Genomic DNA, 24,598 nt, shown 5'->3' with positions numbered 1-24,598 from the left:
TCTTGAAGATGATTAGACGGCAACTTTGTGGTCGGTCAGGCCAGGACTGCTGACCCGGTAGATACCAATTTCGCCCAACAGGTTGGGCCATAGCTTACTCGCCCAGCCGTGGCGGTGCTGTTGATCGACGGCAAGGCGGTTGATCACCTTGGCTTCACGCTCGCCACACAGGGCTTCGAAGTCTTCGAAGGTGCAAAAGTGGATGTTCGGCGTGTTGTACCAGGTGTACGGCAGGAAGTCGGAGACCGGCATGCGCCCCTTGGTGGCCAGGTACCAGCGGCAGCGCCAGTGGCCAAAGTTGGGGAAGGTGATGATGCATTGGCGGCCCACGCGCAGCATTTCGTCAAGGATGCGGTCCGGGTAGTGCACTGCTTGCAGGGCTTGGGTCATCACCACGATATCGAAGCTGTTGCTGGCAAAGTTGCCCAGGCCCTTGTCCAGGTCCTGCTCGATCACGTTGATGCCCTTGGCCACGCACTGGGCGATGTTGTCCGGGTCGTTTTCCAGGCCGTAGCCGGTGACTTGCTTGTGATCGCGCAGCCAGCTCAGCAGTTCGCCGTCGCCGCAGCCCAGGTCGAGCACGCGGCTGCCGGCGGGGATCCAGTCTTGGATGATTTCCAGGTCGGCTCTCATGGCGTTCTCACAAAGTAATGCGGTTCATGTAGTTACTGAACGCCTGCAGGTAGCGTGGGATCGGAATCAGGAAGGCGTCGTGGCCTTGCGGTGCATCGATCTCCAGGTAGCAGACGTCTTTCTTGGCGGCCATCAGGGCATCCACCAGCTCACGGGAGCGCGCTGGCGAAAAGCGCCAGTCGGTGGTGAACGACATCACGCAGAACTTGGCCGTGGCGTGCTCGAAGGTTTTCGCCAGGTCGTCATCGTGATTGGCGGCCGGGTCGAAGTAGTCCAGGGCCTTGGTCATCAGCAGGTAGGTGTTGGCGTCAAAGCGCCCCGAGAATTCCTCGCCCTGATAACGCAGGTAGCTTTCCACCTGGAACTCGACGCTGTGGAAGTCGTAGTTGAGCTTCTCGCTCTTGAGGCCACGGCCGAATTTCTCACCCATGGAATCGTCGGACAGGTAGGTAATATGGCCGACCATCCGCGCCAGCATCAAGCCACGCTTGGGGATCACGCCCGCTTCCTGGAACGAGCCACCGTGGAACTCGGGGTCGGTGAGGATCGCCTGGCGCGCCACTTCGTTGAAGGCGATGTTCTGCGCCGACAACTTGGGCGCCGAGGCGATAGCCAGGCAATGACGCACGCGGTCCGGGTAAGTAATGGTCCATTGCAGGGCCTGCATGCCGCCCAGGCTGCCGCCAATCACGGCGGCCCACTGGCTGATGCCCAGCAGGTCGGCCAGGCGTGCCTGGCTGTGCACCCAGTCTTCCACCGTCAGCACCGGGAAGTCGGCGCCGAACGGCTTACCGGTTTCCGGGTTGAGGCTGCTGGGGCCGGTGGAACCGTTGCAGCCGCCGAGGTTGTTCAGGCTGACCACAAAGAACTTATCGGTGTCGATGGGCTTGCCGGGGCCGATACAACTGTCCCACCAGCCGGGCTTGCGGTCGTCAACGCTATGGAAACCGGCGGCGTGATGATGGCCGGACAAGGCATGGCAGATCAGCACGGCGTTGCTCGCCGTGGCGTTCAGTTGGCCATAGGTTTCGTAGATCAGGTCGTAGGCTGGCAACGAACGACCGCAGGCCAGGGCCAGGCGTTCGCTGAAATGCGCCACTTGTGGCACGACCAGTCCAACAGAATCGGGGGGGAAGGCAGCTGGCATCGACCCTGCTCTCGTTTAAATGAGGCGTAAGTCTAAAGAGCGGGGACCCTAGCGGCAAGCAAAGGTCGGGGGGGGTAAGCGCATTGCTTTGTGTAGGAGCGAGCTTGCTCGCGAAAAACCTGAGAACGCAGTTGGGTATCAGGTTTCCCGCGTTATCGTTCACGTTCTTCGCGAGCAAGCTCGCTCCTACAGGTCAGATCAGGCCAAACAACTCTTTTGGCATGTAGGCAAAGTAGGCCAGGCGTGGAATCACCCAGCTTTGCAGCAGTTGAATCACGATAAACGCGAAGATCGGCGAGATATCCAGGCCACCCAGGTTCGGGATCAGGCGACGGAAGGGTGCCAGCACGGGTTCGGTGATTTGAGCCACCAACTCGGCACCTGGGCTACGGCTGCCCGGTGCGACCCAGGACAGGATCACGCTGATGATCATCGACCAGAAAATGATCTTCAGGAACAGCGAGAAAATCCCGATCAGGCCCCATGGCAACAGCAGCACGGTGAAGGCCTGGTAGCCATTGAGCATCAGGATCACCACGAACAGCAAAATCTGCAGCAACAGCGCCAGTACCAGCGACGACATGTCCAGGCCGAACAGGCTCGGGATCACCCTGCGCAGCGGCTTGAGCAGCGGTTGGGTAGCCTTCACCACGAACTGGCACAGTGGGTTGTAGAAATTGGCGCGCACCAGCTGCAGGATAAAGCGCATCAGCACGATCAGCAGGTACAGGCTGCCCAGGGTCTGGATGATGAAAATGGCAGCGTCATTGATTCCGAGCATGTTTGATTACCTTGGTAAGGGACGACTATTTGCCCAGTTGCTCAGCCATCTCGGCTGAACGATGTGCGGCGGCACCCAGTGCTGTTTCCACCAGGGCTTCAAAGCCTCCGGCCTGGAACGACTCGATAGCCGCTTGTGTGGTGCCACCTGGCGAGGTGACGCGACGGCGCAGTTCGGCGGCATCCACCTCGCTGCCGACGGCCATCTTCGCAGCGCCAAGGGCGGTTTGTTCCGCCAGTTGCTCGGCCACGTCGTGGGGCAGGCCCAGCTTGACGCCGGCGGCGGTCATGGCCTCGATCAATAGGAAGAAGTAGGCCGGGCCGCTGCCGGAGACGGCGGTGACCGCATCCAGTTGCTGTTCCTGCTCCAGCCACACGGCGATGCCCACCGCAGACAGCAGTTCCTGGGCCTGGTCACGTTGCTGTTCGGTCACTTCGCCAGTGGCATACAAACCGCTGACGCCCTGGCGCAGCAGCGCCGGGGTGTTGGGCATGCAGCGCACGATGGGCTGGGCGCCGAGCCAGTTGGTCATGCTGGCGCAGGTGATGCCAGCGGCAATCGACACCACCAGTTGATGGGGTTGCAGGCTCGGGCGCAGGCTCTCGCACACGGCCTTCATGGCCTGGGGCTTGACCGCCAGCACGATCACATCGACGCCGTGGATGGCCTCGGCGTTATCGGCGAAGGTTTTTATGCCGTGTTCGGCGCTGACGCGCTCGCGGGTCTCGGCGCCCGGGTCGCTGGCGCGGATCTGCTCGGCGTCCAGGCCCTTGGCCCGCAGGCCACCGATCAGGCTGGCCGCCATGTTACCGGCGCCGATAAAGGCAATACGCGTGTTGCTCATGACAGGTCCTTATTTCGAGGGATGTCAGCCATTTCACAGCTGGCCGTAGTCGCGGGCGCCAAACAGGGCGGTACCGATCCGCACCCAGGTGGCGCCTTGGGCAATGGCCGACTCAAGGTCGTGGCTCATGCCCATGGAAAGTGTGTCCAGCGCCAGGTTCAAGCTGGCTTGCAAGTCGCGCACCGTGGCGAACGCCGCATCCTGTTCGGCCCGATCTTCAGTCGGTTCGGGAATCGCCATCAAGCCCCGCAGCTTCAAGCGCGGCAGGGCGCTGATCGCCGTGGCCAGGGCCGGCAGGTCGGCGGGCGTGCAGCCGGACTTGCTGGCTTCGCCACTGACATTGACCTGGATGCAGATATTGAGCGGCGGCAGGTCGGCCGGGCGTTGTTCGGACAGGCGTTGTGCGATTTTCAGGCGGTCCACGGAATGCACCCAAGCGAAGTGCTCGGCGATGGCGCGAGTCTTGTTCGATTGAATGGGGCCGATGAAGTGCCAACTCAAGGGCAGGTCGGTTAAATCCGCCTGTTTGCCCAGGGCTTCCTGCAGGTAGTTTTCACCAAAGTCGCGCAGCCCGGCGGCGTAGGCTTCACGCACTGCCTGCGCGGGTTTGGTCTTGCTCACGGCCAGCAGGTGGATGCTGCTTGCGTCACGTTGCACGGCGTCGGCTGCGGCGCGGATGCGCTGGCTAACCAGGCCGATGTTGTCTGCTATCGTCGACATTCAAGATGCGCCCGTGGATATGGAGTCCGCGGCATTCTACTGGAAATGGAAAGCCCTATGGATATCACGCAATTGCTGACGGCCAGTGTAAGCCGAGGCGCCTCAGACCTGCATCTGTCAGCCGGCCTGGCACCGATGCTGCGCATTGATGGCGAGGTTTGGCCCCTGGATGGGCCGGCGCTGAACGCTACCCAAGTGGTCGACTTATTGAGCCCTTTGCTGAATAAACATCAACAAAAGGATTTCGAAACATCTCTTGAAACGGATTTTGCCTTCGAGTTGCCAGGTGTGGCCCGCTTCCGGGCGAACGTGTTTCGCCAGGATCGCGGCGTCGGTGCGGTGTTCCGGGCTATTGCGACTGAGGTCCAGAGCCTGGAGGACCTGGGATTGGGCGAGGTGTTCCAGCGTATCGCCCGCCTCCCGCGCGGCCTGGTGCTGGTGACCGGGCCCACCGGCTCCGGCAAATCCACGACCCTGGCGGCGATGATCGACGACCTCAACCGGCATCGACGCCAGCATATCCTCACGCTGGAAGACCCCATCGAGTTTATCCACAGGCCGAAAATGGCCCTGGTCAACCAGCGCCAGGTGCATCGCGACACCCACAGTTTCTCGGTGGCCCTGCGTTCAGCCCTGCGCGAAGACCCGGACGTGATCCTGGTGGGTGAATTGCGCGACCTGGAAACCATCCGCCTTGCGCTGACGGCGGCAGAGACCGGGCACCTGGTGTTTGGCACCTTGCACACCTCGTCGGCGGTAAAGACGGTAGACAGGCTGGTGGACGTCTTCCCGGCCGGGGAGAAGGCGATGGTCCGCTCGATGCTGTCGGAGTCGCTGCAGGCGGTGGTGTCTCAGGTGCTGGTGAAGAAGGTGGGCGGCGGGCGCGTGGCCGCCCATGAAATCATGCTGGGCACCCCGGCAATTCGTAACTTGATTCGCGAAGACAAGGTGGCGCAGATGGTTTCGGCTATTCAGACCGGTGGGGCGTTGGGGATGAAGACCCTGGATATGAGTTTGAAGGCGTTGGTCGGCGCGGGAGTGATTAGCCGGGAAGAGGCGCGGGAGAAGGCGAGGGTGCCTGGGGATATCTAGATCGGCAGGCAGGCCCGGAAACAAATGTGGGAGCGGGCTTGCTCGCGAATACGGTGTGTCAGGCAACGAATAGGCTGACTGATCTACCGCATTCGCGAGCAAGCCCGCTCCCACATTTTCTACTGCATTGCAGTGTTAAATCAGCGCTGCACGATCCGCAGGTTGCTGTTCTGCTCTTTAGGCAGTACCCGCTTGGCAATCACGTAGTTCTTGTTCCAGAACGGCTTTTTCAGCGTGTCGATGCTCACCGACTTGCCACGGCGCGGTGCGTGGATAAAGCGGTCGTTGCCCAGGTAGATGGCAACGTGGTTGACCTGGCGGCTCTTGAGCTTGAAGAACAACAGGTCGCCCGGTTTGAGGTCCTTGCGGTCAACCTTCAACCCGTGGCCGGCTGCCATGGCGTTGGAAGTGCGGGGCAGGTCCACTGCTTTTACATCATTAAATGCATATTTCACCAGCCCGCTGCAGTCGAACCCTTTACTTGGGCTGCTGCCGCCCCAACGATAAGGTGTACCGAGCACGTTGACGGCACGGCTCAAGACGTTGCTGCTTTGCTTGGTGTTCACGGCCAGCTGGGTGGAAAGCGCTTTGCCGTTGGCCTTGCTCAGTTGAGTCGGGCGGCTGACGGTTGGCTTTGCCGATTTGGCAGTGCTGGGCGTGCTATGGACTTTAGGGGTGAAACCGTTAACGTTCGGAAGTCGTTGCTCACGATTGGTGGCGTGGGCGGCCAGTGGCATTAATAGGCAAATGGTTAGCCATGTCTTGAAAAATGGTCGCATTAGGCGTGGCTCTTATGGGTTTGCGCGCAACTTTATAACAGCTTTTTGTGCTGTTCTCAGGCCGTTTGTCGACTGAACCTTGGGGTCAAACTCAGGAAAAACGCGACGATTCGCCGCAATTGTCCTACACAAGGCAGGTGGCACAAGGCTTTGAGGGCAGGAAGATACCATTTACCGTACGTCGGGCGCCCGTAAAAAAGTCACAAAGAAAATGAAAAAATTTATCTATCGAAGCAAAAGAGGTCCTTCATGAACACCTATCAACAGGTTGGTCAGCAGCACGATACCCACAGTAAAGCGATTGGTTACCTGCTGTGGATTTTCGGTTTTACCGGGGCTCATCGCTTTTATTACGGCAAGCCCGTGACCGGTACAATCTGGTTTTTCACTTTCGGCTTGTTCGGCATTGGCTGGCTGATCGACTTGTTCCTGATCCCGGCCATGGACCGTGAAGCCGACCTGCGGTTTACCGCTGGGCCGATTGAATACAACGTGGCCTGGATTCTGTTGGCGTTCCTGGGGGTGTTTGGTGTGCACCGCATGTATCAGGGCAAATGGATCACCGGCCTGATCTACCTGCTGACCGGCGGTTTGTTTCTGGTCGGGGTGCTGTATGACTTCTGGACGCTGAACACGCAGATCTCGATCCGCAATGCCGAGCGCAACAGCGGGCGCTGAATTCCTAGGCATACACATAAGCAACTGTGGGAGCGGGCTTGCTCGCGAATGCAGTAGATCAGTCAAATAAATGTCGACTGAGACTCCGCATTCGCGAGCAAGCTCGCTCCTACAGTTTTGGCCGCATCAAGCCTGGTAGCTGATCCGCCCATCCATCAAGGTATACCGCACCGTCGCCGGCAGGCTGTGGCCGATGAACGGGCAGTTTTCGCCCTTGGACAACCAACGCTCACCAGCCACCGTCGAGCTTGCCAGGTCGAACAGCACCAGGTCCGCCGGTGAACCCACCGCCAACTGGCCCGCCGGCAAGCGCAGGGCGTCGGCCGGGCCGGCGCTCAGGCGCGCCAGCAGTGTCGGCAAGTCCAGCAAGCCGTCTTCGACCAGCGTCATCGCCAGTGGCAACAACAACTCCACGCTGCTGATGCCCGGCTCGGTCGCGCCAAACGGTGCCAGCTTGGCATCTCGCTCGTGAGGTTGGTGATGGCTGGAAATCGCTGACACAACACCCGACTTCACCGCCGCACGCAAACCATCACGGTCAGCCTTGGTGCGCAGCGGGGGCTGTACGTGGTACAGGCTGGAGAAGTCGATCAGCGCCTCATCCGTCAGGATCAGTTGGTACAGGGCGACGTCCGCGGTTACCCGTAAGCCACGGGCCTGGGCCTGGGCGATCAGGGCCACGCCCCGGGCGCTGGTCAACTGGCTGAAATGCGCACGTACGCCGCTTTGTTCTACCAGCAACAAATCACGGGCCAGGGCCACGGTTTCTGCGGTTTCCGGAATGCCCGGCAGGCCGAGGAAGCTGGCCACTGCGCCTTCATGGGCCAGGCCACCTTCGGCCAGGTCGCGGTCCTGGGAATGGAAGATCACCGTCAAGTCGAAGGTGGCCGCGTATTCCAGGGCGCGGCACAAGGTGCGCGTGCTGCGAAAGCTTTCCAGGCCATTGCCGAAGGCCACGCAACCGGCGTCACGCAGGGCGATCAGTTCGGCAAGTTGTTCGCCGTCCAGGCCCTTGCTCAAGGCGCCAATGGGAAACACTTTGCAATTGCCGGCTTCGCGGGCGCGGTCGAGGATCAGCTCGGTCACAGCGGAAGTGTCCAGCACCGGCTTGGTATTGGGTGGGCAGCACAGGCTGGTCACGCCACCGGCGGCGGCGGCTTGGGTTTCGCTGGCGATGCTGCCTTTGCGGCTGTAGCCCGGCTCGCGTAGGGCGACATTCAGGTCCACCAGCCCAGGCGCGGCCACCAGGCCCTTGGCATCGATGCTCTGGCCGGCGTTGAAACCTGCGGGGGCGGCGCCGATGGCGACGATCTTGCCGGCGTCCAGGTGTAGATCGGTAACTTGGTCCAGGCCACTGGCCGGGTCGATGACTCGGGCGCCGAGAATGCTGAGCTTCACTGGGCCTGCTCCTGCTCGAATTGACGTTGCGCGGTTTGCCCGCTCATGGCCATGGACAGCACGGCCATGCGCACGGCGATGCCGTAGGTCACTTGGTTGAGAATCACCGATTGCGGGCCGTCGGCCACCGCCGACTCGATTTCCACGCCACGGTTGATCGGCCCCGGGTGCATCACGATGGCATCCGGCTTGGCCTTGGCCAGGCGCGCGGTGGTCAGCCCGAACAGGCGGTAGAACTCACCTTCGCTGGGCAACAAGCCACCGGCCATGCGCTCGCGTTGCAGGCGCAGCATGATCACCACGTCCACATCCTTGAGGCCCTCGGCCATGTCGGTGTAGACCTTCACGCCATACTGTTCGATACCGATGGGCAACAAGGTCTTGGGCGCGATCACGCGGATATCCGGGCAACCCAGGGCCTTGAGGGCCAGCATGTTAGAACGTGCTACTCGCGAATGCAGGATGTCGCCGACGATGGCCACCGAGAGGTTTTCAAAGCTGCCTTTGTGCCGACGAATGGTGAGCATGTCGAGCATGCCCTGGGTCGGGTGCGCGTGGCGGCCGTCGCCGCCATTGATGATTGCCACGTTCGGGCACACATGCTCGGCGATGAAATGTGCAGCGCCGGAGTCGCCGTGGCGTACCACGAACATGTCGGCCGCCATGGCTTCCAGGTTGCGCAGGGTGTCGAGCAGGGTTTCGCCTTTGCTCGCCGACGAGGTGGACACGTTCAGCGTGATCACATCGGCAGACAGGCGCTGGGCCGCCAGTTCAAAGGTGGTACGGGTGCGGGTGGAATTCTCGAAGAACACGTTGCAGATGGTTTTACCGCGCAACAGCGGGACTTTCTTCACTGCCCGGCCACCGACTTCCAGGAACGAGTCGGCGGTGTCGAGGATTTCGGTGAGCAGTTCGCGGGGCAAACCGTCGAGGGACAAGAAGTGTTGCAACTGGCCCTGAGCATTGAGCTGCAGCGGGCGCTTGGCATCTAGAGGCGTCATCGCGGGGACTCTTTACAAGGCGGTTTAAAGGGCAAGGTCTTGCAGTTCGAGTTCGAGCGGCGTGGGACCGGACAATTTTACCCGCTGCTGGGGTGCAAGCGACAGGGTCGCGCCCACCACGTCCGGGCTGATCGGCAGCTCGCCGGCCTCCAGGTCCAGCAGGCACACCAGGGTCACGCTGGCCGGGCGGCCATAGTCGAACAGCTCGTTCAGGGCGGCGCGGATGGTGCGGCCGCTCATCAGCACGTCGTCGATCAGTACCAGGTGCTGGCCTTCGATCTCGAAAGGCAGGGCCGAAGGGCGCACTTGTGGGTGCAGGCCGTTCTGGCTGAAATCGTCGCGGTAGAAGGACACGTCCAGGGTGCCCAGGGGCGAATCATTGCCCAGTTCTTCCAGCAATGCCTGGGCCACCCACACGCCACCGGTGCGTATGCCGATAAAACGCGGTTCGCTGATGGCACGGTGCTCCAGATGCGCCTTGAGGCGTATCGCCATCTGGCTGATCAGTTCGGCAGGGTTCGGCAAGCTCATGGTGGCTCCTTGTTAAGTGTGTAGGAGCGAGCTTGCTCGCGAAAAACGTCCACGATAACGCGTGAAAACCTGGAAGTGCGCGGTGCCTGTGAGTTCTTCGCGAGCAAGCTCGCTCCTACAAAAACGGCATAGCAGCAAGCCGCGTCAGTCAGGATTCAAATAAAGCGGTGTTTTCATCCAGCCAACCCTGCAACAGCAAGGCGGCGGCGATGGCGTCCACCGGGTTGTCGCGATAACTGCCCTTTTGCCCGCCACGGTCACGGCGCTCACCCTTGGCTTCAAAGGTGGTGAGGCGTTCGTCGTGGGTATAGAAGGGCAGGTTGTAGCGGCCATTGAGGCGGCGCGCGAACTTCTCGGCGCGCAGGCACATGTCACTGGGGGTGCCATCCATGTTCAGGGGCAGGCCGACCACCACCGCGTCAGGCTTCCACTCTTTGATGAGCGCTTCGACCTGGTTCCAGTCCGGCACGCCGTTCTGGGCCTTGAGGGTGCACAGCTCGCGGGCCTGGCCGGTGATGACCTGGCCAACCGCTACGCCGATCTGTTTGGTGCCGTAGTCAAAACCGAGGATCAGACGCAAAGCCATCAGGCGTGCCCCGCCTGGCTGGTCAGCAGGCTGAGGTTGACCCGCAGCTTGGCCGCGGCCGCTTCCAGGCGCAGTTCGCTGGCGGTGTTGAACAGGATGTCGGCGTCGAACGGGCAGGTCAGCCAGGCATTGCTGGCCAGTTCGGCCTCCAGCTGCCCGGCTTCCCAACCGGCGTAGCCCAGGGTGATCACACTTTGCTCAGGGCCCACGCCGTCGGCGATGGCGAACAGCACGTCCTGGGACGTGGACAGTGACACGCCTTCAAGGTCTACCGTGGCCTGGTACTTCGGCCCGGTGGGGTGCAAGACAAAACCGCGATCGGTCTGCACCGGCCCGCCGATGTAGATCGGCACGTGCTGGCAGCTTGCCGGCGGGTCGATTTCCGGGCGCAGTTGCTCAAGGATATCGGCCAGGTTCAGCTCCTGCGGGCGGTTGACCACCAACCCCATGGCACCATTGGCCGTGTGCTCGACGATGTAGGTCAAGGTCTGCGCAAAGTTCGGGTCGGCCATATGGGGCATGGCGATCAGGAATTGGTGCTTGAGGTAAGTCGGGCTGACGTTTTTCATGTCCGCTAGTGTGGCGTTGGAGGGGCGAACTGACAAGTGCGGGCGCGATCAGCAGGGGAGTCAGTTACTGGACAACCGATCGCCCTTGGCAAACCGCCAGGTGCGGATGATTTCCAGGCGATCGACGTCGTTCAAGTCGCCGCTGAACGGCGCAAAGGGCGCGGCCAGCCGTACGATACGTTGCGCGGCCTGGTCCAGCAGCGGTTGGCCGGAGGACTCCAGCACCTGCACTTCATACAGCGAGCCGTCACGGTTGATCGACACCAGTAAGCGCAAATTGCCATAAATCTGCTGGCGCCGCGCCTCGTCCGGGTAGTTGAGGTTGCCAATGCGTTCGACCTTCTTGCGCCACTCGTCCTTATACCAGGCGCCTTTATCGCGCATGGTCGAGGCGGCGTTCAGGCGGTAGATGCGCGGGCGCTTGGCATACAGCTGTTGCTCATGGGCCAGTTCGGCTTCCAGGCTGGAAATTTCGTCGGACAACGTCGAACTGTCGAACGTCGGCGCAGGTTTCACCGGTTCGGGCCTGGGCTCGGTCTTGGCCTTTTCGCGCTGGGTCGGGGCTTTTTGCGGTTTGGGCGCGACGGTGGTCACTGCGGCCTTGGGCGCGGCCTGCTTGACCTCGGGCTTGGGCGCCGGCGGCGGGGTGACCTTCTTGACCTGGTTGTCGTGGAAGGGCGCCACTTCGGTGGTCTTGGGCACGGCTTTCTTGTCGAGGGTGCCGCTGCCCTGCTGGTTGTCCTGGGCGAGAAAGTCAGCCTTTTCGGGCTTCTTTTCGCTCTTGAACGTGGCGAGGGTGATTTCCAGGGTCTTGGTAATCTGCTTGGGTTCGACCAGGGTGAACCCCACGCCCAGCAGCAGGGCGAGGTGAATCAGCGCAGCGAGAAACAGGGTAAAACCGAGACGATCAGCCGGGCGCACGCCGCTATGGGTGAATTCGGGGGGCAGATCGGACGGGAGTGTCATGACAAGAAAACCAACATCGCGCGTTTCACAGGTGGCGCATGATAACGCAATGTTGGTGTGTGTCCGGCTGTTCTATGTCACTTGGCTTTTAGCTTGCGCTCAATGGCGGCCATCAGCATTTCGCCGATGTTCGTGCCAAATGCATTGTCGATCTCGCGAATACAGGTCGGGCTGGTGACGTTGATCTCAGTGAGGTTCTCACCAATTACGTCGAGTCCGACAAACAGCAGGCCTTTTTCCCGCAGGGTCGGGCCGACTTGAGCGGCGATCCAGCGGTCCTTGTCCGACAACGGCCGCGCTTCACCGCGACCACCGGCGGCCAGGTTGCCACGGGTCTCGCCGGCTGCCGGGATACGCGCCAGGCAATAATCCACCGGCTCGCCGTCGATCATCAGGATGCGCTTGTCACCGTCCTTGATCGCCGGCAGGTAGGCCTGGCCCATGATCTGCTGGGTGCCCAGGGCGGTCAGGGTTTCGAGGATCACCGACAGGTTCGGGTCGCCGGCGCGGTGACGGAAGATCGAGGTGCCGCCCATGCCGTCCAGCGGCTTGAGGATCACGTCGCCATGCTTGGCGGCGAATTCACGCAGTACATCGGCGCGGCGGCTGACCACAGTCGGTGGCGTGCACTGCGGGAACAGGGTGGCGAACAGCTTTTCATTGCAATCGCGCAGGCTTTGCGGCTTGTTGACGATCAACACGCCAGCCCGTTCGGCCTGCTCCAGCAGGTAGGTGGAATACACAAATTCCATGTCGAACGGCGGGTCCTTGCGCATCAGGATCACGTCGAGGTCGCTCAGGGGGCTGTCGATTTCATCCGAAAGCTCGAACCACTTCTCAGGGTTGGCGAACACCTGCAGCGGGCGCATGCGTGCGCGGGCCTCGCCGTCACCCTGGTAAAGGTCGCGCTGCTCCATATAGAACAAGGTCCAGCCGCGGGCCTGGGCGGCCAGGAGCATGGCCAGCGAACTGTCCTTTTTATAGGAAATGCTGGCGATAGGGTCCATGACAATGCCGACGCGAACGCTCATGGGGGATTTCCTCTAGCAAATTAGGGCGCATAAAAGTGGCGTCAGAGTGGCGCTGCGGCTGTTGTGGGTCAAGGAAAAACCACTGGGCGGGCGCCTCGATAGATTGCGCCAGGAGACTGTGCTAAAAAGGCTGGCACGGCGCAGCAGCCCTTGTATTCCAAGGCTTGCGGCGTTCATCCTGTGCAACATCAGGCAGTACACACCGAAAACCGATTCGCTGTGGCGATGGTAGAGCAGATATGGAACAGCATTCCAACGCCTTGAAGGTGATGGTGATCGACGATTCGAAAACGATCCGCCGCACCGCCGAGACGCTGTTGAAGAACATGGGGTGCGAGGTCATCACGGCGATCGACGGTTTCGACGCCCTGGCCCGTATTGTCGATCATCACCCACACATTATCTTTGTCGACATCATGATGCCGCGCCTGGATGGCTACCAGACCTGCGCCCTGGTGAAGAACAACCCGGCGTTCAAATCGATCCCGGTGATCATGCTGTCCTCCAAGGACGGCCTGTTCGACAAGGCCAAGGGGCGCATCGTGGGTGTCGATCAGTTTTTGACCAAGCCTTTCAGCAAGGAAGAACTGCTGGGGGCGATCAAGGCCTATGTGCCTGGGTTCGCCGCAGTAGAACAAGCACACTGACGCCGCCTCACGAGGGCCGGCGCCTATCAATGTAGCGGGGAAAACCATGGCACGTGTTCTGATCGTCGACGATTCGCCGACTGAAATGTACAAACTCACCGGCATGCTGGAAAAGCATGGCCACCAGGTGCTCAAAGCCGAAAACGGCGCGGACGGCGTGGCCCTGGCCCGCCAGGAAAAGCCCGACGCGGTGCTGATGGATATCGTGATGCCCGGCCTCAATGGCTTCCAGGCCACGCGCCAGTTGTCCAAGGAGCCGGAAACCAACGGTATCCCGATCATCATCATCACCACCAAAGACCAGGAAACTGACAAGATCTGGGGCGCACGCCAGGGCGCCAAAGACTACCTGACCAAACCGGTAGATGAAGAAACCCTGATTGCCACCCTGAACAAGGTGCTGGCCGGCTAAGGCTTGCGATCATGACCGAGTCGCAAACCGCCTTCGAGCTGCTGCTGGACATCGACCGCCGCTGCCGCTTGCTGGCCGCGGACCTGCCGTCCCAGGAAACGCGCCTGCAACGCTGGAGCGGCATCGCTTTTCGCGTAGGGCCAAACGCCTACGTGGCGCCCATGGGCGAGGTCGCCGAGGTGTTGCATGAGCCACGTTGCACCTTGATGCCGGGGGTCAAGCCCTGGGTCAAGGGCGTGGCCAACCTGCGCGGGCGCTTGCTGCCGGTGATGGACCTGGGCGGTTTCCTGGGCCTTGAGTTGTCCAGGGCGCGCAAGCAACGGCGGGTGCTGGTGGTGGAGTTCAACGACCTGTTTGTCGGGCTGCTGGTAGACGAGGTGGTAGGCATGCAGCATTTCCCATTGGACGCCTGGGTGGCGAGCACCGCCTCGAGCGCGCCGTTTATTCAGGGCCAGTTCGACGGCGACCCGCTGTGGCAAGTCTTCAGCCCCTTCGCCCTGGCCCAGGCCCCTGGCTTCATGGATGTTGCCGCATGAGCACCGTTACCACGCCCAAACCCCAGGCCGCTTCGCGCAGCCGTTCGCAGATCATCGTGCTGTTTATCGCCTTGATCGTGTTCATCATGTTGCTGTTCGCCAACTTCGCGTACCTCAACACCCAGTCCACCTACGACAAACAGTACATTGGCCACGCCGGTGAGCTGCGCGTGCTGTCCCAGCGCATTGCCAAGAACGCCACCGAAGCTGCCGCCGGGAAAGCGGCGGCGTTCAAGCTGCTGGGCGATGCGCGCAACGATTTTGCCCAGCGCTGGGGCTACCTGAAAAAAGGTGACCCGCAAACCGGCTTGCCGGCGGCGCCCAGTGCGGTACGCGCCGAAATGCGGGCAGTGCAGACCGACTGGGAGGCGCTGCTGAAAAACACCGACGCCATCCTGGCCAGCGAGCAGACCGTGTTGTCGTTGCACCAAGTGGCCGCGACCCTGGCCGAAACCGTGCCGCAACTGCAGATCGAGTCGGAAAAGGTCGTCGATAGCCTGCTGCAACGCGGCGCCCCGGCCAGCCAGGTGGCCTTGGCCCAACGCCAGTCGCTGCTGGCCGAACGTATCCTGGGGGCGGTCAACACGGTGCTGGCGGGGGATGAAACCGCGGTGCAGGCCGCCGATGCTTTCGGCCGCGATGCCAACCGTTTTGGCGTGGTGCTCAATGGCATGCTCAACGGCAACCCGGGGCTGCGTATCACCCAGGTCGAAGACCCGGACGCCCGGGCGCGGCTGGCGGACATTGCCGAGCTGTTCGAATTTGTCTCCGGCTCCGTGGATGAAATTCTCGAGACCTCGCCGCAGTTGTTCCAGGTGCGCGCTTCGGCGAGCAATATTTTCAACCTGTCGCAAACCCTGCTCGATGAAGCCTCGCACCTGGCCACCGGTTTTGAAAACCTCGCCAGCGGGCGCAGTTTGGACACCATCGGCGGTTACGTGCTGGGCTTGCTGGCGCTGGCCTCGATCATCCTGATCGGTCTGGTCATGGTGCGCGAGACCAACCGCCAACTGCATGAAACCGCGCAGAAGAACGAGCGCAACCAGAACGCGATCATGCGCCTGCTGGATGAAATCGAAGACCTGGCCGACGGCGACCTTACCGTCACCGCCTCAGTCACCGAAGACTTTACCGGCACCATCGCAGACTCCATCAACTATTCCGTGGACCAACTGCGCGACCTGGTCGCCACCATCAACCTCACCGCGGGGCAGGTCGCCGGCGCGGTGCAGGACACCCAGGCTACCGCGATGCACCTGGCCCAGGCGTCGGAGCATCAGGCCCAGCAGATTGCCGAAGCGTCTACCGCCATCAACCAGATGGCGCAGTCTATCGACCAGGTATCGGCCAACGCGGCCGAATCCTCGGCGGTGGCTGAGCGTTCGGTGGAGATCGCCAACAAAGGCAACGAGGTGGTGCACAACACCATCCACGGCATGGACAACATTCGCGAACAGATCCAGGACACCGCCAAGCGCATCAAGCGCCTGGGCGAGTCGTCCCAGGAAATTGGCGACATCATCAGCCTGATCGACGACATCGCCGACCAGACCAACATCCTCGCCCTCAACGCCGCGATCCAGGCCAGCATGGCCGGTGACGCCGGGCGCGGCTTTGCGGTGGTGGCCGATGAAGTGCAACGGCTGGCCGAACGCTCCTCGGCGGCCACCCGGCAGATCGAAACCCTGGTACGCACCATCCAGGCCGACACCAACGAAGCGGTGATCTCCATGGAACAGACCACCACCGAAGTGGTGCGCGGCGCGCGCCTGGCCCAGGACGCCGGGGTGGCACTGGAAGAGATCGAAGGCGTGTCCAAAACCCTGGCGGCGCTGATCCAGAGCATTTACAACGCGGCGCAGCAACAGACCTCATCGGCGGGGCAGATTTCCCTGACCATGAACGTGATCCAGCAGATCACCACCCAGACTTCGTCGGGTTCCACCGCCACCGCCGAAAGCATTGGTAACCTGGCGAAGATGGCCAGCCAGTTGCGCAGGTCGGTGTCAGGTTTCACCTTGCCGCCGCCCAAGCAGGTGGACGATTGAAATGCAACCTGAACAACACCACAGTCCAACTGTGGGAGCTGGCTTGCCTGCGATAGCGGTCTGTCAGATACAGATATAGTGCTGACCCAACGCTATCGCAGGCAAGCCAGCTCCCACATTGGATCTCCATTGTTTGTGCGATACCAGCAACTCATGAATTCTAAGCGGAGCAGTTATGGTTGATCGGCACGACTACGTGGCCCTCGAATGGGTCAAGGGCGATATTGCCGAAACCCTGAAGCAGGCCCGGTCGGCCCTGGACGCGTACGTTGAAACCCATGACGACGACGCCCTCAACGAATGCCTGGCCGGTATCCACCAGGTGCATGGCGCGCTGCAAATGGTCGAGTTCTACGGCGCGGCGCTGTTGGCCGAAGAGATCGAGGAACTGGCCCTGGCGCTCCAGGCCGGGCAAGTCGGCCAGCGCGATGAAAGTATCCGCCTGCTGCAACAAGCCCTCGGCCAACTGCCGCTGTACCTCGACCGCGTGCACAGTGCCCGCCGCGACTTGCCGCTGGTGGTGCTGCCGCTGCTCAACGACTTGCGCAGTGCCCGTGGTGAAAGCCTGCTGTCGGAAACCAGCCTGTTCAGCCCGCAACTACTATTGATCGAGCCGTTGCCTGAGCAAGCCCTGGCCCAACGGGCAACGCCGGATCTGCATGAGCAGTTGCGCCAATGGCGCCACCTGCTGCAACAAGCCCTTGCCGGGTTGCTGCGTGAAGACCACGGCCCCAGCAACCTGGAAGACATGGCCCGGGTGTTCGCACGCCTCGAAGCGCTGTGCCAGGGCGCGCCGCTGTTGCCGTTGTGGCAGGTCACCTCGGCGCTGGTCGAAGGCATGCTCACCGGCGTGGTCGCCAACAGCCCGGCGTTGCGCAGCCTGCTCAAGGCCAGCGATAAACAACTCAAGCGCTTGCTGGTTCAAGGCGTCAATGGCATCAACCAGCCGGCGCCGGATGAGTTGCTCAAGAGCCTGCTGTTCTACGTCGCCAAAGTCACCCGGCCGACGCCGCGCATGCAAAGCCTGAAGGAGCGCTACGGCTTGGACGAAGCCTTGCCCGACAGCGCCGTGGTCGATGCTGAACGTGCGCGGCTGGCTGGGCCGGATCGCAATGCCATGGGTTCGGTACTCGGGGCGTTGTGTGAGGAGCTGGTGCGGGTTAAGGAACGCCTGGATCTGTTCGTGCGCAGTGATCGCCAGCACACCCAGGACCTCGACCCGTTGCTGGCGCCGTTACGCCAGATCGCCGATACCCTCGCGGTGCTGGGTTTCGGCCAGCCGCGCAAAGTGATCATCGACCAACTCGCCGTGGTGTTGAGCCTGGTCCAGGGGCAGCGCGAACCCAATGACGCGGTGTTGATGGATGTGGCCGGCGCGTTGCTGTATGTCGAAGCGACGTTGGCGGGGATGATCGGCACCGTCGAACCGCAAAGCCGTGAAGACAGTCGCTTGCCCACCACCGACCTGACCCAGATTCACCAGCTGGTGATTCGCGAGTCGTGCCAGTGCCTGCGCCAAGCCAAGGAGCTGGTGATCGACTGCATCGAGGCCGACTGGGACCGTCAGCGCCTGGAGTCCTTGCCCGAGCTGTTGAGCCAGGTACGCGGTGCCCTGGCGATGATTCCTTTGCCGCGCGCGGCGAGTTTGATGCGCGGTTGCACCGACTACGTCGATGAGCAGTTGATGGTCAATGACGCCGCGCCTTCGGCGGCACAGCTGGGGCATTTCGCCGAGGTGGTCAGCAGCCTGGAGTACTACCTCGAACGCATGCTTCAAGACCCTGACGCGGCGGGCGAAAAAGTGCTGGAACTGGCCACCCAGGGCTTGAATGCACTGGGCTACCTGCCGGCGGAAAAACCCTGGCGCCAGGCCCTGGCCGCGCCCGAGGGGGCACTGTCCGAGGCCGCACCCAGCCAGTCCCAATTCGATGCGCTGGCGAGCCCAACCTCACGTCTCAACCCTCCGGCCTTGCAGCGTCCCGGCAGCTTGTTGCCGCCGCCGGCCGGTGAAGAACCGATTGACGATGAACTGCGCGAAGTCTTCCTGGAAGAAACCGATGAAGTCCTCGACGTGCTGCATCGCTACCTGCCCGACAGCGCGGACAAAACCGCCCAGGGCGAAATGCGCCGCGCCTTCCACACCCTCAAGGGCAGCGGCCGCATGGTGCGCGCCCTGGTGCTGGCCGAGCTGGCCTGGGCCGTGGAGAACCTGCTTAATCGCGTGCTGGAACACAGCGTAGCCCTCGGCCCTGAGGTGCAGCAGGTATTGGATGAGGCCGTGGCCCTGCTGCCGGAGCTGATCGCCGATTTTGCCAGCGACGACCAACGCCAGCGCGATGAGGTCGATGCCTTGGCCGCCCGAGCCCATGCCCTGGCCAGTGGCGCCGTCACGTCGGCCACCGAGCCCCATGACCCGATGCTGCTGGAGATCTTCCGCAACGAAGCCCAAGGCCATCTGGACAGCCTCGAGTACTTCCTGCAACAGGCCGCCGAGCAGATGCCGCTGCAGGTCAGCGATGAACTGCAACGCGCCTTGCACACCCTCAAGGGCAGCGCCTACATGGCCGGCGTATTGCCCATCGCCGAACTGGCGCGCCCGCTGGATCACCTCACCCGTGAGTACAAGGCCCACCGCCTGCCGCTGGGCAAGGACGAAGTGGCGTTGCTACTTGAAGCACAAGGTCTGTTCCAGCGCGGCCTGCGAGACCTGAACACCCATCCCCTGGCGCCGATCAACGGCGCCGCCGACCTGATCAGCCGCACCCAACGCCTGCTGGACCATCAACTCGCCGCCTTGCTCGACGCGCCCACCACCGGCCTGCGCGTCAAGCGTGACCCGCACTTGATCACCAACTTTCTGGCCCAGGGCATGGACATCCTGCTCGACGCCGAAAGCCTGCTGCGTCGCTGGCAGCAACACCCCGGCGACCGTCAGGAACTCACGGCGTTGCTGGACGAGCTGACCACCCTGGGCGAGGGCGCGCACCTTGCCGACCTGCACCCTATCGACGCGTTGTGCGAAGCCTTGCTCGACCTCTATGGCGCGGTGGAAGAAAGCAGCCTGGCGGTCAGCGCACGCTTCTTCCATGAGGCCGAACAGGCCCATGACGCGCTGATCAACATGCTCGACCAGTTGGCCGCCGGCCAGGAAATCAGCCCCGCGCCCGCACGGCTGCAGGCATTGCGCGAGTTGCTGGATGAAGCTTTGGACCCGTCCGCCACGGGCCTGATCAAAAGCGACGGCAGCCGCGCCCTGAGTATTTCCGAGTTGGGCGCGGCCACTGCGCAGCTAGATCACGCAACGGCGATGGACGACGAAATTGTCGAGATCTTCCTTGAAGAGGCCGTAGACATCCTCGACAGCGCCGGCCAGTCGCTCAAGCGCTGGCTGCTGGAACCCGAAAACGCCGCGCCCTTGTCCTCGTTGCAGCGGGACCTGCACACCCTCAAGGGCGGTGCGCGCATGGCCGAAATCGACCCGGTGGGCGACTTGGCCCATGAGCTCGAATGCGTTTATGAGGGGCTGGTGGACCGCCGCTACAGCTATTCCGTGGAGCTGTCCCAGGCACTGATGGCCAGCCATGAGCGCTTGGCCCAACAGTTGGACGAGCTGCAACAGCAGCAACCCTTGAGTGACGGTGCCGAACTGGTCGAAAGGCTACGGGAATTGCGCCAGGCCAGCAGCCCGGCAGCGCCGGCCGCTGTGACGCCAGCCTCGGGTGCCGACCCGGAATTGCTGGATATCTTCCTCGAAGAAGCCGCCGATATCCTCGACAGTTCAGGCAGCGCGTTAGTGCGCTGGCAGGCCGAGCCGGGCAATCGCCAGGAAGTGGAAACCCTGCTGCGTGACCTTCACACCCTCAAAGGCGGCGCACGCATGGTCGAGATCGGGCCAATCGGCGATCTGGCCCATGAGCTGGAATTTCTCTACGAAGGGCTGTCTGCCGGTTTGCTCGCGCCGACCCCTGAGTTGTTCGCTCTGCTGCAAGGCTGCCATGACCGCCTGGCGCAAATGATCGACGCCGTGGCCGAGGGGTTGCCGGTGGGCTCGGTGGATAAACTGATCGAGCGCATCAAGAGCCTGGTGCACCCCAGTGATGAGCCGGTTACACCCGTGACACTGCCGGCGGGCAAGGCCGAAGCGGTCGCCGATCCGGCTGCCGACATGGTGAAAATCTCTGCTGACTTGCTCGATGACCTGGTCAACCTCGCCGGTGAAACCTCGATCTTCCGTGGGCGTATCGAGCAGCAAGTCAAGGATGCGCGCATTGCCTTGAATGAGATGGAAACCACCATCGAGCGCATGCGCGACCAGCTGCGCCGGCTCGACAGCGAAACCCAGGGCCGCCTCCTGAGCCGCCAGCAAGCCGAGGCCGAACGCCTGGGCTACGAAGAATTCGACCCGCTGGAAATGGACCGCCATTCGCAGCTGCAACAGCTGGCCCGTGCGCTGTCCGAATCCGCCTCCGACCTGCTCGACCTCAAGGACACCCTCGAGCGCCGCAACCAGGATGCCCACAACCTGCTGCAGCAACAGGCGCGCATCAACACCGAATTGCAGGAAGGCCTGATGCGCACGCGCATGGTGCCTTTCGAGCGCATGTTGCCACGCCTCAAGCGCATCGTGCGGCAAGTGGCGGGCGAATTAGGCAAAGACGTGGAGTTCATCGTCGGCAATGCCGAAGGCGAGATGGACCGCAATGTGCTGGAGCGCATGGCGGCACCCTTGGAGCATATGCTGCGCAACGCCGTCGACCACGGCCTGGAGTCCCGCGAAGTGCGGCTGGCGGCGGGCAAACCGGAGAAGGGCCGCATCACCCTGGACCTGACCCACGAAGGCGGCGACATCGTCTTCGACATGCGCGACGACGGCGCGGGTGTGCCCCTTGAAGCGGTGCGGCGCAAGGCAATCAAGCGCGGCTTGCTCGCGCCCCATCAAGAGATGAGCGACCGTGACGTGTTGCAGTTCATCCTGCAGCCGGGCTTTTCCACCGCCGAAAAAATCACCCAGATTTCCGGGCGCGGCGTGGGCATGGACGTGGTGCATGAGGAAGTGCGCCAGCTCGGCGGCTCCATGGTGATCGACTCGACGCCGGGCATGGGCGTGCATTTTCGCATTCGCCTGCCGTTTACCGTGTCGGTCAATCGTGCGCTGATGGTGCACTGCGCGGACGACCAATACGCGATCCCGCTCAACACCATCGAAGGCCTGGTGCGCGTGCTGCCCCACGAATTGGCCGGGCACTACCAGCAAGACCCGCCGCACTATGAATACGCCGGCCAGCGCTACGAGTTGTTCTACTTAGGCGACCTGCTGCACACCGCCAGCCGCCCGAAACTGCTGGGCCAATACCAGCCGGTGCCGGTGCTGCTGGTGCACTGCAATGAGCGCCGCGTGGCGGTGCATGTGGATGCCATGGCCGGTACCCGCGAGATTGTGGTCAAGGGCTTGGGGCCGCAGTTCTCCGGGGTGCAGGGCGTGACCGGCGCGACCATCCTGGGCGACGGCCATGTGGTGCTGATCATCGACCTGCTGGCGCACATCCGCGCCCGGCAACCGGCCTTGCCGGCCCAGGCGGTGGATGCGCCGCTGATCCTCAACGACCCGCTGAAAAAACGCCCGCTGCTGGTACTGGTGGTGGACGACTCGGTCACCGTACGCAAAGTCACCAGCCGCCTGCTGGAGCGCAACGGCATGAACGTGCTCACCGCCAAGGACGGGATCGACGCCCTTGCCATCCTGGAAGAACACACCCCGGACTTGATGCTGCTCGACATCGAAATGCCGCGCATGGACGGCTTCGAAGTAGCCATTCAGATACGCAACGACCCACGCCTGATGCGCTTGCCGATTATCATGATCACCTCACGCACCGGCCAGAAACACCGCGACCGCGCCATGGCCATTGGCGTCAACGACTACCTCGGCAAGCCGTACCAAGAGTCGGTGCTGCTGGAAAGCATTGCCTACTGGAGCAAGTCCCATGCTTGAGCACCGCACCAGCCAACTCACCGGCCTGCTGCTGCCCCTGGCCGACCGCCACCTGGTGCTGCCCAACGTTGCCGTGGCCGAGCTGATCGACTTCCAGCGCGGCGAACCGGCCAGCGATGCACCGCCGTGGTACCTGCGGCAGGTTACGTGGCGCGATCGGCAGATTCCGTTGATCAGCTTTGAAGCGGCCTGCGGAGAAGCCAGCATGACGGGTGAACGCTCACGCATCGTGGTGTTGAACGCACTGGGCGGGCGACCGACGTTGAAGTTCATTGCCCTGGTGATCCAGGGCATTCCGCGCTCGTACAAGCTCGATAGCGAATTGAGCTACGTGGACGTGCCCCTGTGCCCGCTGGAACTGGCGGCGGTGCAGGTAGGCGAGCAGGTGGCGAAGGTGCCGGATTTGATGGGGCTTGAAGCGCTGCTGGTAGAGTCCGGCCTGGCCTGATCCTGAGCCCTATGAAGATCTACCGTGGGAGCTGGCTTGCCTGCGATAGCGGCCTGTCAGTCAACATCTCAGTAGCTGACCTACCGCTATCGCAGGCAAGCCAGCTCCCACGCTGAGCAGCGCTCATCTTCATGTCTCAATCAATCCACGCAGAGCTTGCAAATAATCGGCGATATGTCGGAATAGGGTGGAGTTGCTGTAGGCGAGTTCTGAATTGGGAATAGGCGGGTTTTCAGGTCGCAGTGGAGTGGCTAGTTTCTGCACTCCTCACTGCCAGCAAGGACTCGCAAATGGCCGTACCGTTAATGCCGCCCGGTGTTTCAATTCTTGAAAACATGGCGATATCCAACTGCAAGCGCATTCATCTCAAGCCCGGCTCGGCATTCGCCTATTCCTGGTTTTACTCCCAGGTCCGTGCGGCCGGCCCTTGGAACTACAAGAAGCAGGGGCGTCAGTACGAAGCTTTTGGTAACTTCAATTACGGTGCCACAGGCACGGTGCTGGGCATTCCCGAAAATGTGTTGCTGCGAGCCGCCGGTGTGGCTCAAACCGTCGCCAGAACGACTCGTCCGGATTTTGGATCATGGTGGGGCGGTGAGCCTTTTGGTGATGACCCACGGGATCAATATTGGATAAGAAGAGGTATCGAATATGCCATTTCGCAAGGCCACTAAGCACCTCATACCTGTTCTGCGTAATTGCCTGCTTGTGATCTGCCTGCTCTATATCGGCGGCAGTTGGGTCCTGTCGCCCGGAACACCGGACCTGGATGAAGTGGTGTTGAAGCATTCCCTGGGCAACGGTATGTCGATCTATGGTGCGCGAGATGGCCAAGGTGGCGCGACGGTGGGGTTTTCCTACAGGTACTACGTGCATAAGGATTTGGGAAGTGATCAGGAAATACTCAGCGCATTAGTGTCTGCACCTCCTTTTCTCAAAACAAAAGAGCCGGATGTTCAAGTCAATAATGAGGGGGGGGCCCTGCATCTGGTTATTCAGGGAGAAGTGTATGAGTACCACAGTTATGCGCTGGAGGGCCTGGGGAAGGTCAGGGTGATGATGGTGTTGTGAGGAGCTAGCGTTCAGATTTTTCCTGCAAGATGTCGGGCTGTGCATGAACTTGTTGTGATTGATCATCGCGCCTAGTCTTCGCTCCGTCATCGCAAAAAACGGTGACACGGACGTGCAAGTCCGGTTACATGTCGGCGCACCAACGCCCATAGCCATTCGACGGGCGTTTTTTATGCCTGCTGTACTCGTTATGGCGGCTGTGCGTGGGAGATTCTTCGGAGTCTGCCGGGGTCCGATATGCCCGGTCTTGCACACCTGCGTACAGCTGCCACCTTCATTCGCGTGCAAGCGGAGAGAGGGCAGCCTCCATCACATATCGGAGCTGTAAATCATGGTCAAACCTACGCCCAATCCACCGCTCTTCACCGTAAACCCCCACCAAGACACCGAAACCCTGCTGGTCAATGCCAGCGAAACCCTGTCCTCGCTCAATGCGCTCACCTGCAACCTGGCCTTCGACTTGGACACTTCCCAGCGCGCCATCATGCTGGGAATTCAGCAAATGGCCGAGCTGGGTCAGTTGTTGGTCGATAGAGCGCTGGAGCAAATCAGCCCATCGCCAGCAACTTGAAACGGTCCCAAAAAGGGACTGATCATTCCCTCTTTGGGACCGCTATCTAACCAACACCACCGACCCATGTGGGAGCTGGCTTGCCTGCGGCCATAGGTATCTACACAACTTTGTGGG

24 protein-coding genes are annotated in these 24,598 nt (G+C 61.7%); 11 read left to right on the top strand and 13 right to left on the bottom strand.

The features are described 5' to 3' along the window. Window positions 1-12 precede the first annotated feature (12 nt). The 5 genes from metW to A7K61_RS09165 form a co-directional block, all read right to left on the bottom strand. Window positions 13-633 carry a methionine biosynthesis protein MetW gene (metW, locus tag A7K61_RS09185; protein ID WP_003195091.1) on the bottom strand — a complete coding sequence of 207 codons (621 nt, stop codon included), beginning with the start codon at window positions 631-633 and terminating at the stop codon, window positions 13-15. A 7-nt stretch (window positions 634-640) separates the two neighbouring features. Further along, the gene (locus A7K61_RS09180; RefSeq protein WP_069557450.1) at window positions 641-1,780 is read right to left on the bottom strand and encodes a homoserine O-acetyltransferase; all 1,140 of its coding nucleotides are present in this window, start codon (window positions 1,778-1,780) and stop codon (window positions 641-643) included. A 193-nt stretch (window positions 1,781-1,973) separates the two neighbouring features. Continuing rightward, window positions 1,974-2,561 (bottom strand): YggT family protein, encoded by a 588-nt coding sequence (locus A7K61_RS09175; RefSeq protein WP_003195087.1) that lies wholly within the window; start codon window positions 2,559-2,561, stop codon window positions 1,974-1,976. A gap of 25 nt (window positions 2,562-2,586) precedes the next feature. Beyond that, the gene (gene proC, locus A7K61_RS09170; protein WP_069557449.1) at window positions 2,587-3,405 is read right to left on the bottom strand and encodes a pyrroline-5-carboxylate reductase; all 819 of its coding nucleotides are present in this window, start codon (window positions 3,403-3,405) and stop codon (window positions 2,587-2,589) included. A gap of 33 nt (window positions 3,406-3,438) precedes the next feature. Next, window positions 3,439-4,125: a YggS family pyridoxal phosphate-dependent enzyme gene (locus A7K61_RS09165; protein WP_069557448.1), complete on the bottom strand. Its 687-nt coding sequence runs from the start codon at window positions 4,123-4,125 to the stop codon at window positions 3,439-3,441. A gap of 57 nt (window positions 4,126-4,182) precedes the next feature. On the opposite strand from A7K61_RS09165, the gene A7K61_RS09160 reads away from it, so the two are divergent. Beyond that, the gene (locus A7K61_RS09160; protein WP_047711991.1) at window positions 4,183-5,217 is read left to right on the top strand and encodes a type IV pilus twitching motility protein PilT; all 1,035 of its coding nucleotides are present in this window, start codon (window positions 4,183-4,185) and stop codon (window positions 5,215-5,217) included. 140 nt (window positions 5,218-5,357) lie between these two features. On the opposite strand, the gene A7K61_RS09155 is transcribed toward A7K61_RS09160, so the two are convergent. Next, entirely contained in the window at window positions 5,358-5,996 is a 639-nt protein-coding gene (locus A7K61_RS09155; RefSeq protein ID WP_032894719.1) for a C40 family peptidase, read from the bottom strand. Between the two features lie 249 nt (window positions 5,997-6,245). Between A7K61_RS09155 and A7K61_RS09150 the strand changes: the two genes are divergently transcribed. Next, window positions 6,246-6,674 carry a TM2 domain-containing protein gene (locus tag A7K61_RS09150; RefSeq protein WP_032894720.1) on the top strand — a complete coding sequence of 143 codons (429 nt, stop codon included), beginning with the start codon at window positions 6,246-6,248 and terminating at the stop codon, window positions 6,672-6,674. 126 nt (window positions 6,675-6,800) lie between these two features. On the opposite strand, the gene A7K61_RS09145 is transcribed toward A7K61_RS09150, so the two are convergent. From A7K61_RS09145 to gshB, 7 genes are all read right to left on the bottom strand, one after another. Further along, entirely contained in the window at window positions 6,801-8,072 is a 1,272-nt protein-coding gene (locus tag A7K61_RS09145) for a dihydroorotase (RefSeq protein WP_047711989.1), read from the bottom strand. Then, a complete protein-coding gene (locus A7K61_RS09140) occupies window positions 8,069-9,073 on the bottom strand; it encodes an aspartate carbamoyltransferase catalytic subunit (protein ID WP_014720325.1) in 1,005 nt (334 codons plus the stop codon). The genes A7K61_RS09145 and A7K61_RS09140 overlap by 4 nt, the downstream gene beginning before the upstream one ends. A 24-nt stretch (window positions 9,074-9,097) precedes the next feature. Continuing rightward, window positions 9,098-9,604 (bottom strand): bifunctional pyr operon transcriptional regulator/uracil phosphoribosyltransferase PyrR, encoded by a 507-nt coding sequence (gene pyrR / locus A7K61_RS09135; RefSeq protein ID WP_044269546.1) that lies wholly within the window; start codon window positions 9,602-9,604, stop codon window positions 9,098-9,100. 148 nt (window positions 9,605-9,752) lie between these two features. Continuing rightward, entirely contained in the window at window positions 9,753-10,190 is a 438-nt protein-coding gene (gene ruvX, locus A7K61_RS09130; protein ID WP_003195067.1) for a Holliday junction resolvase RuvX, read from the bottom strand. Beyond that, a complete protein-coding gene (locus A7K61_RS09125; protein ID WP_032894725.1) occupies window positions 10,190-10,759 on the bottom strand; it encodes a YqgE/AlgH family protein in 570 nt (189 codons plus the stop codon). Before A7K61_RS09125 ends, ruvX begins: the two co-directional genes overlap by 1 nt. Before the next feature lie 60 nt (window positions 10,760-10,819). Then, window positions 10,820-11,725: an energy transducer TonB gene (locus A7K61_RS09120; protein WP_044269540.1), complete on the bottom strand. Its 906-nt coding sequence runs from the start codon at window positions 11,723-11,725 to the stop codon at window positions 10,820-10,822. Window positions 11,726-11,802: 77 nt separating this feature from the next. After that, window positions 11,803-12,756: a glutathione synthase gene (gene gshB / locus A7K61_RS09115; RefSeq protein WP_003195061.1), complete on the bottom strand. Its 954-nt coding sequence runs from the start codon at window positions 12,754-12,756 to the stop codon at window positions 11,803-11,805. A 239-nt stretch (window positions 12,757-12,995) separates the two neighbouring features. Between gshB and pilG the strand changes: the two genes are divergently transcribed. From pilG to A7K61_RS09070, 9 genes are all read left to right on the top strand, one after another. Further along, window positions 12,996-13,403, top strand: a complete 408-nt coding sequence (gene pilG / locus A7K61_RS09110; protein ID WP_014720321.1) for a twitching motility response regulator PilG — start codon at window positions 12,996-12,998, stop codon at window positions 13,401-13,403. 46 nt (window positions 13,404-13,449) lie between these two features. After that, complete coding sequence (gene pilH / locus A7K61_RS09105; RefSeq protein ID WP_014720320.1) at window positions 13,450-13,815, top strand: twitching motility response regulator PilH; 366 nt, start codon at window positions 13,450-13,452, stop codon at window positions 13,813-13,815. A gap of 11 nt (window positions 13,816-13,826) precedes the next feature. Next, a complete protein-coding gene (locus A7K61_RS09100; protein ID WP_047711987.1) occupies window positions 13,827-14,351 on the top strand; it encodes a chemotaxis protein CheW in 525 nt (174 codons plus the stop codon). Next, window positions 14,348-16,399: a methyl-accepting chemotaxis protein gene (locus A7K61_RS09095; protein WP_069557447.1), complete on the top strand. Its 2,052-nt coding sequence runs from the start codon at window positions 14,348-14,350 to the stop codon at window positions 16,397-16,399. Before A7K61_RS09100 ends, A7K61_RS09095 begins: the two co-directional genes overlap by 4 nt. A gap of 175 nt (window positions 16,400-16,574) precedes the next feature. After that, a complete protein-coding gene (locus tag A7K61_RS09090; protein WP_069557446.1) occupies window positions 16,575-22,391 on the top strand; it encodes an Hpt domain-containing protein in 5,817 nt (1,938 codons plus the stop codon). Further along, entirely contained in the window at window positions 22,384-22,839 is a 456-nt protein-coding gene (locus A7K61_RS09085) for a chemotaxis protein CheW (RefSeq protein ID WP_003195048.1), read from the top strand. The genes A7K61_RS09090 and A7K61_RS09085 overlap by 8 nt, the downstream gene beginning before the upstream one ends. A gap of 290 nt (window positions 22,840-23,129) precedes the next feature. After that, the gene (locus A7K61_RS09080; RefSeq protein WP_044269533.1) at window positions 23,130-23,513 is read left to right on the top strand and encodes a polymorphic toxin type 44 domain-containing protein; all 384 of its coding nucleotides are present in this window, start codon (window positions 23,130-23,132) and stop codon (window positions 23,511-23,513) included. Then, window positions 23,491-23,910 (top strand): hypothetical protein, encoded by a 420-nt coding sequence (locus tag A7K61_RS09075; RefSeq protein ID WP_069557445.1) that lies wholly within the window; start codon window positions 23,491-23,493, stop codon window positions 23,908-23,910. Before A7K61_RS09080 ends, A7K61_RS09075 begins: the two co-directional genes overlap by 23 nt. A 331-nt stretch (window positions 23,911-24,241) precedes the next feature. Next, entirely contained in the window at window positions 24,242-24,481 is a 240-nt protein-coding gene (locus A7K61_RS09070) for a DUF6124 family protein (protein WP_003195043.1), read from the top strand. Window positions 24,482-24,598 lie beyond the last annotated feature (117 nt).

It is taken from the genome of Pseudomonas sp. AP42, assembly GCF_001728935.1.
Classification (GTDB): domain Bacteria; phylum Pseudomonadota; class Gammaproteobacteria; order Pseudomonadales; family Pseudomonadaceae; genus Aquipseudomonas; species Aquipseudomonas lactis.
This window is presented reverse-complemented; position numbering and strand designations above follow the sequence as displayed.